Here is an 8,480-nt window from a genome sequence, read left to right on the forward strand (position 1 = left end):
CATCGGCAACTTCTGTTGTGTATAATAGACATCATTTTTAATTATAGTTTAGTGTTGTTTAATAGTAATGCATTGTTACGTTGTGTTCAGGTTTGGTGGAGCAATGCCATTTTTAGATATTAATTAAGTGTTCTAATATTTTTAGAACTGGTGGTCCAAGTGTCTATTTTTCTCTCCTCGCTTACTAATCGTCTATAGTACAAATTAGTCATTTTATATTTTGTTACTTTATATTTTTAATTTTAGCCTAAAGAAACAAGACAGCTTTGGCTGTTAAATTTCAATTAGCTCAAAGCAGATACATAAATATATTTCTGATTTAGTCTTTAACAAGACACCAATGACAATATTGCCAAATAAAATTAAGTATTTGATGGAATGACAATTGTTGTCTGCGTGAACTTGTCATGCTGAATATAGTTTGATGGTTATAAACGACTGTATTCCCAGATTGATGTCGAGCATATATCCACTCGTTATTCCTACTAACTGGCAATAAACAAAGGTGGTTAGACTTTACCCACCTCGTACCATTTTCTAAGCCAACTATCGACGGGATATAGGATTTTGTAAAACGCCGGCACAACCAACAATGCCAAAATGGTAGAACTGATCAGCCCCCCTATTACCGATAAAGCCATAGGTGAATTCATTTCATGGCCTGCACCACTGCTAAAGGCTAAAGGCATCATAGCGCCAACCATTGCAAACGTAGTCATTAGAATTGGACGTAATCGTTTTTCGCCTGCCTGAATAAGTGCGTCATCAACAGACGCGCCTTGTTTAATCGCTCTGTTGGCAAAATCGACTACCAATATGGCATTTTTCCCCACCATTCCTAGTAATAATATGATGCCTATCATTACAAATAACGAAAAATTATTGCCACTGAGCCCTAATGCAGTTATCACGCCCGTGAAAGCCAGTGGCATGGTTACCATGATGATAATAGGCTGTATCAATGACTCATAAAGGGCTGCTAGGATAAGATATATTAATACCACAGCAAGTCCAACAGCTGCGCCAAACGAAACGGCAGTTTCTTGCATTTGTTCAACTTCACCTGCAAATGTATAGTGGTAACCCGCGGGCAATAGTTTGGCAATATTCGCATCAACTTGATCAACGATCGAATCTAGTGGCACATTGGACACATTACTACTGATCATGACTTTTCGTTCACGATCAAATCTATTTATTGTTGCGATTGAACTACTTTGTTCAAAATTAATTAAGCCATCTAAAAATACATATTCACCGTTATTTGCGCGGATCTGTAATTTTTTAATATTGTCTATATTGGCACGACTATTATCATCAAATCGTAGAGTAATATCGTATTCTCTACCTTTTTGTTCAAAGTCACTGATTTTGCTATCACTAGAATAATTTGAATTTAATAGCGCTGCAATTTGTGTCGCGGTAATACCTAATCTTGCTGTGTTCAGTCTAATGATGGATATGGTAATTTCAGGCTTTCCATCTTGATAATCAGTGTCAATATCTACCGCGCCTTCAAATCCCCCTAACATCTGGGAAACTTGTTGAGATATTTCACTAAGCTTTTCCAAACTGTCACCAGTGACTACAATTTGCACGGGTGCATTACTACCACCGGTATTAATAACAGGTAGTTTTTCAACAGCCAAAGTAATTGATTGTATCGATTTAAACTGTTCTCGGTAATTCTCTATTACTTCTGCCTGACCTAGTTCTCGCTCCCCGATGGCCTTTAATTTTACATAGACCATGGCTTTATGTGACTCGTTAGCTGTGGTGTAGCCAATGCTAAGGGCATAATAATCGACCATATTATCGTTTTTGATAGCATCCATAATAGGCTCCATTCTTTTTTTCATTTCGGTAATGGATGTACCTACCTGTGCTTTAGCTGTGATTTGAAATTCACTATTATCTTCTGCTGGAACAAAATCCATTCCGACATTTGTGAATATTTTGCTGGATAAGACAAGGAATCCAAACGTCACTAATACCGTTACATATTTGAACTTAATCAAGGGCTTTAGAACTTTGACATAGCCGTTATCTAATGCTCTGAACATAGGCTCTGTTTTAATGTGGAATTTAGTTTCTTTATGTCTTAATACACGTGCGCCGATAGTTGGAATAAACATAATAGCCACAAAGTAAGACAGCACAATACCGGATGCAACTGTCATAGCGAATGCATTAAAAAATTTGCCTACTAGTCCGTCCATGAATGCGACAGGTATAAAAACAGCCAACAACATCGCCGATATTGCCAGTAACGAAAAAGCAATTTCGTGTACGCCTTCATAAGTAGCTTGAAAGGCTTCCATGCCTGTTTCCATTTTTTTTGTGATGTTTTCAACGACTACGATTGCATCGTCAATGAAAATACCTATGGCTAGGGTTAACCCAATTAAGGTCAGTTTATTTAGGTCATAACCCATAAAGTCGATAATCGCAAAGGTACCGATGATCGAGGTTGGGATGGCTAGTGCAGAAACGATCGTTGCGGTAAAATTTCGTAAAAATATGAAAACAATGACTATTGCTAATATGGCACCAAACACTAAATCAAATTTGACCTGCTCGACACTCTGAATAATTTTGTCTGATTGGTCTTTGATTAAACTTATTTGGTAATCATCTCCTGCCATGGCTTTTATTTCAGGCAACAGCTGTTTAGCCTTATCAATGATGCCAATGACATTGGTACCTGAGATTTTCATAATATTCAGTATCACACCAACTTGTCCGTTATAAGACGAATAACTTTTTACATCGCTTAATCCATCAAAAACTTTGGCAACATCTTTCAAACGTAAACCTGGTTTTATTTCTATATTGGCTAAGGATTCGATATCCTTGGCATCACCGTTGAATTTAATAATGAGTTCTTGTTTATTGTTAATGCTTTTACCAGAGCTGGATTTGAAATTTTCATTGCTAATTTTATTTTGCAACTCAATCGCTGATATTTTGTATTTATTGAGCAGGTAGGGATCGACTAATATGCGAATTTCTCGGTCTTGATAGCCGTCAATATCAACATCCCCTACATTTGGAATACGTTGTAACTTCGGTTTAATCTTTTCATCGACTAACTGCATAAGCGCTGACATATCACCTGTTTTACTGACCACAAATACACTGATAGCCTCGCCTGAAGTACTGATTTTTTGCACTAAAGGAGCCCGTGCATTATCGGGTAAGATGACTCCACCAATTTTATCCCTTACATCGTTAGCCGCCTCATTGATGTCCATTTTCAAGTCAAATTTTACAACCACTACACTCAAACCTTCATAGCTGGTTGAGTCTAACTTATCTATACCGTTGATCCCCGAAACAGCTTCTTCAATTTTATCGGTGATTTTAGATTCCACTGTTTTAGCATCAGCACCGGGGTAAATCGTCTGAATAGTGACTATCGGGAAATCTACATTAGGGTAAAGTGCTAAAGGCATCGAGGTGTATGACTTGATCCCGAATATTATTAACGCCATTACTGCCATGAGTATGGTGATAGGACGATTGATTGCAAATTTATACATAATGCTACTCTTGACTATCTTTTACGGGACTATTTCTATTATCTGGTGTAATTAGTTTACCTTCACCAAATAGTCCAACTTTTAAGTCTTGGGCAATAACTTGTAAAGCAATTTTCCTATTATCACTCCTTGCCTCTGGATATATCCTATAAACTTTACCCGTGTATTGTTTGTCATCACCATCCACTTTATACAAAAAGGCGTCGCCAATTTTGACATCGTTATTATATTTTTGGTCAAATTCAACAACTAATATTCGGGCATGTTCACTTTGAATATTAAAGGCAGTTTTTAACGTTTGACCACTCACTACATCTCCTAATTCAATCATTCTTTTTGTAATGACCCCATCGAATGGTGCCCTTAAAATTGTTTTAGCATAGAGTGTTTTTTCTATTTCAATATGCGCTTTAATGGCCTCATATGCCATGGCATATTTGTCTAGTAAGGACTTATCAATGAGCTTCTTTTTATATAAATCCTTGTGTCTTTCATAATCTACATGTGCGTATTTTAATGTCACCTTAGACGCATTGTTTGTGGCGACCAGTTCGTCACTGTCAAGAGTGGCAAGTATCTCATTTTTCTTAACCACACTCATAATGTCAACATGAAGTTCTTTAACAATACCGCTGAAATTGAACGCCAAATTGGCTCCCTGTTTTGCATGTACTGTAAATGTTGCATATATATCTTTTGCCTGTACGTTCGAAAGGCAAAGTATTAGAGCTAAAACTACAATCTTTTTCATTTTTTTATCTCTATTAAATCAAATAATGTGTTTATGTATTCCTTAAAGTCTTTTCTCAAGTCCCTGCCTTCTGCCCAAGCAATAACCATATAGCCTCTTTCTGCTTTCATAATTCCATCAATTAGGTTTCTAGAAACGTCTTTGATTTCTGCTTTTTTAATTCCTTCCTCAATAATGTCTTCTAGGATATTTCTTATAAACCCTGAACATTCTTTGTTGAATTCAAGCATGGGGCTAAATTTTGAAGATAAAGTGACACTTAAATATTCTCTGTAAACGACTAAGTGTTTTTCGTAAGACTTATACTCAGATAAGAAAAAATCAAATAGATAAAATATTTTCTGCTTAGTCGAGGTTCTTTTGTCACTTTGACTCAACAAATAGCGATGGTGTTCTTCAATAAAATTTCGGATTATTTCAAAAACTATTTCTTCTTTATTACTGAAATAATCATAGACAGTTCCTTTTCCAATACCTGCAGTCTTAGCAATCTCGGTAATGGTTAAGTCTTTTATTCCTTTCTCCAATAAAAGTTCGGTACAAGCAACTGCTATATCTCTTCTTTTTTTGTCTTTATCTACTTTAATCGCCATTTTTATCCACAAACTGTATGATAATTATAAATGACCGACGGTCGGTCATTTATAATTATCATAATTTATACAAGCTAAAAAATATACGTTTATTTAACAGGTGATTAACAACAGCAGGTCAAAAGTGACAGGATGCTAAGGGTTAGCGACTAATTTCACTATTTATTTGGCTCTTTTTTATCTCTCGTTTACATATTCTGTTTCCCATAAATATGACTATTTACGGATTGCGTGCATCAGCAAGCTTAGTAAAGAATTTATTCAGCCTATAATATTTGTTTATAGTGTTTTTTTACTTTTTATGAGTATTTGTATTTTACCTACACAGTCCCTGATCGACCAGTTGCATAGTAAAAGAGCGACGGGCTGAATTACTATCTCAACTTTTGAAAATTTTGTACGGATACATATTCTGAAATGAAAGACCGAGGGGTGCTCGCTAACCGATTACACTGTTACATGGCACCAGTTTGTCGTTGCAATAAATTTCTGGATATTAACGTGACAGATACTTTGAATTAACTACCAGAGAAGGTAGTTGTGAAGCCTTAGCTAAGGGTTTTGCTGACACTCAAGCATGACCTATTGCCAATAGGGTGAGTGTAACAACCCAACTGACTTTACTCATCCAAAATGACATAGCTAGGTTAACGCCTATGAGCGTTGGTCATCGTTTTAATTGAGCAATATAAAATAGTTAGCTAATGAGCTCTCGTAACTTGGGTTATGTACCTTACGAAGAAAAGCACCAAGCTACAGTCAATGCATTTAAACCTTTTTTGCATAACGATAATGTGAAACTATTTTGAGATGTTTTGATAGCTTATTTAAGCGCCATTTAGGAACACATTTGCGTTTATATTTAATCATCGTATCAGAACCTAGAATACAAAAAAAAACGGGCTAAAGTGCCCGTTTTTTGAATTTATTCAGAGCGTTAATATTAAAAACCTAAGGTAATCTGGCCACGAATTTCGCCACTAGGATTGGTTGTAGTATGAAAGTTTGTGTATAAACCTGCAGCTTGCATCAGATCCATTTGAGTCATATCCAAAAGAGTATCTGCCGGAACAGTGAAAACACCATCTCCTGTATCTGTTAGGGCTAAAACTACACCGCCGTTTACACCCGCTTCACCAACATGGATATGTGCCATAGTGGGGGAAATATCAAACACATTAATTGTGCCAATTATTAACCCTGTTGAAGTATTTAATGTAATAGCGCCAGTTCCACTTGCGTCAGTTGTAACAGCCGGTACCTCCTGCTCACCTGACGGTACTACGCCATACACTTCGATGTTTGCTGGTGTGATTTGACCTCTTAATTCACCGCTTGTATTAGCAGGAGTATGCACGTTGACGTAATGCCCACCTGACAACAATAGATTGGCGGTTGCTTGGTCTAAATTAAGTTCACCACCTGATGTCCATAGATTTACATCAGCTGTATCTTGAGCCAATGCGACTAAAACAGTACCATTAACGCCAGCAAAACCTGTATGGATATGAGCCATAGTTGCATCTGCAACGCCTGTGGTAACTACTGCTAAGGTTACGCCGTTGTCAGTTGTATCAAATAAAGCATAACCACCACCCATTGCATCACTCATAACTTGTGGTATTTCTTGTAGACCACTTAAAGGAAAAGTCACAACAACAGTCGTATCTGGAACAATTTGTCCACGCACTTCACCACTTGAATTACTCGGAGTGTGCACGTTCAGATACCATTCACCGCTTAGTAGGTCGTTAAGCAAACCTGCTGTGAGGTCAGTCTGACTTAGTTCGAACGTACCATCACCCATATCAGTTAAACCGAAAGCCACACCACCGTTAGTACCAATGTCGCCATCGTGCACATGAGCAGCAGTAGCCCCTGTCACCATGCTTGCGTCTAATACCACCTTAAAAGCTGGTAACGACTGGTCTATCTCAACTATTGCGGTCGCCGAAGACATAGTGTTTACCATAGGTACTTCTTGATTGCCTCCTAGGGAAACATTGAACGTTTTTGAAGCAGTAAAGCTTGGTGCTAGATCATCTGCGGTGATTAAAGTGGGGCCGTCACCTTCCAACAAACCATCAATGGCAATTGCTGTATAAACTTTGTTAACTTCTAAGCTTAATACACCTGTTTCTATTGCTGTATCTTTAGAACCAGCAACGGTCACGGTTACTACATAATCGCCAGCAGGCAATTCTACATAACCTGTTTCTGTTAAATTAGGTGTTGTAAAGGTCACGCCAGCAAAATTAGGTGTTGCATAACTGATATCGCCATCAGCAGTCACGTATATATCCACTGCACTTGCATCCGGTGATGCATGAAATATTCTGACTTTTGCTGCGGTAGCAACAGGGCGGGGCATATCGACAACAAAATCTAATCCAATAGAAGCTAAATCACTGTTTGCAAAAGCAGTATAAAATAGTCCACTTTCAACTGTGATGGCTGCATCATCAATCACTACCGTACTTTCCGCCCCGTCTACTGCTACATCGACACTATAATCTCCGGCATCAACTGCAATGTAAGATGTTACGTCTGGGTAACTAATACCGTCAAACAAGGTTAGCGCATTATTGGCAATAACATCAACAGCGGGCGCATCAGATACAGCATGTACAACACGAATATTTGCTTTTGAGTCTACGTCCCAAATTTTAAATGATGAGGTTCCGTCTGCAACAAGCAAGGTAACGGGAGAGGGCCCTGTGCCAGTATTTTGTGTTGCAGCAACCAGTAAATCTGTGTCTGCAGGAAGCGCTACGGTACCTGAGTCAAATATAACTGTTTTTGAACCTGCTGGCGTGATCCTGATTTGGTAATCGCCACCAGCCACTTCTACCTGACCAGTACTGTCTTTAAATGACGCTGTTGCTAGAGGCTGTGCCACTTCGATATCATCCCCAGGTGCAGTAACATAGATATCTACCATCGGTGCGGCAGGCGCTGCATGTACTATTTGAACTCTGACGTTACCCGAGGTGACAGCGGACCTGTCGACTGATACTACAAGAGGCTCAATAGTGCCATCAGTTGTCGAACCTACTGCCAACACATTATAAGATTTTTCACCGTCTAATGTGAGCGATGCTGTTATTACATCAGCAGTACCACCTGGTACATTTGCTTCAACACGAACCCCATATGTGCCTTCATCAACTGTAATCCATGGTGAAGAAACTTGGTAGTCAACGTTCTCTAGACCGGCTAATACCGCTGCGCCTGCAAACACATTAACTGTTGGTGCATCAGGTACAGCATGAATAATGCGGAGGTCTGCTGTTAATGTTGGTATGACATCAATCTCAACAACATCGTCGTCATCATTACATGCGACCAGTGAAATCGAAAATACAGAAGCTGCTAAAATTTTTCCAAAACTGTTCATACTTGTTCCTTTGAAGTAATTTATAAGTGATAGGTCTAGATTGCCGAATTTCTACGCAAATAAAAAAATGTTAGATCAATGTTAAATTGTAAAAACTAGAATTTGTATTTGGATTGCTATGAGTTGCTGATTATAAAATTTATTTTTTAAAAGCGAGAAGAGTATGAGGTGATTTTAATTTGCAAAAAATATTAGAT

The 8,480-nt window shown here is 38.1% G+C and carries 4 protein-coding genes; all 4 read right to left on the reverse strand.

Annotated elements, in window-relative coordinates:
* Nucleotides 1-509: 509 nt before the first annotated feature.
* The 4 genes from QZ562_RS17430 to QZ562_RS17445 all read right to left on the reverse strand — a co-directional run bounded on the left by QZ562_RS17430 (nucleotide 510) and on the right by QZ562_RS17445 (nucleotide 8,283).
* Nucleotides 510-3,542, reverse strand: coding sequence for an efflux RND transporter permease subunit (locus QZ562_RS17430; RefSeq protein ID WP_293762983.1), 3,033 nt, complete (start codon nucleotides 3,540-3,542; stop codon nucleotides 510-512).
* A 4-nt stretch (nucleotides 3,543-3,546) separates the two neighbouring features.
* Nucleotides 3,547-4,293 (reverse strand): efflux RND transporter periplasmic adaptor subunit, encoded by a 747-nt coding sequence (locus tag QZ562_RS17435; RefSeq protein ID WP_293762986.1) that lies wholly within the window; start codon nucleotides 4,291-4,293, stop codon nucleotides 3,547-3,549.
* The gene (locus tag QZ562_RS17440; RefSeq protein WP_293762989.1) at nucleotides 4,290-4,886 is read right to left on the reverse strand and encodes a TetR/AcrR family transcriptional regulator; all 597 of its coding nucleotides are present in this window, start codon (nucleotides 4,884-4,886) and stop codon (nucleotides 4,290-4,292) included. Before QZ562_RS17440 ends, QZ562_RS17435 begins: the two co-directional genes overlap by 4 nt.
* A 943-nt stretch (nucleotides 4,887-5,829) precedes the next feature.
* Nucleotides 5,830-8,283 carry a CHRD domain-containing protein gene (locus tag QZ562_RS17445; RefSeq protein WP_293762991.1) on the reverse strand — a complete coding sequence of 818 codons (2,454 nt, stop codon included), beginning with the start codon at nucleotides 8,281-8,283 and terminating at the stop codon, nucleotides 5,830-5,832.
* Nucleotides 8,284-8,480 lie beyond the last annotated feature (197 nt).

Origin of the sequence: uncultured Paraglaciecola sp. (genome assembly GCF_913058035.1) — a bacterium.
GTDB lineage: Bacteria > Pseudomonadota > Gammaproteobacteria > Enterobacterales > Alteromonadaceae > Paraglaciecola.

Bases quoted from the DNA above. Each gene is read 5' to 3' on its own strand.
- QZ562_RS17445 (WP_293762991.1), bottom strand. From the start codon at position 8,283: ATGAACAGTTTTGGAAAAATTTTAGCAGCTTCTGTATTTTCGATTTCA.
- QZ562_RS17430 (WP_293762983.1), bottom strand. From the start codon at position 3,542: ATGTATAAATTTGCAATCAATCGTCCTATCACCATACTCATGGCAGTA.
- QZ562_RS17440 (WP_293762989.1), bottom strand. From the start codon at position 4,886: ATGGCGATTAAAGTAGATAAAGACAAAAAAAGAAGAGATATAGCAGTT.
- QZ562_RS17435 (WP_293762986.1), bottom strand. From the start codon at position 4,293: ATGAAAAAGATTGTAGTTTTAGCTCTAATACTTTGCCTTTCGAACGTA.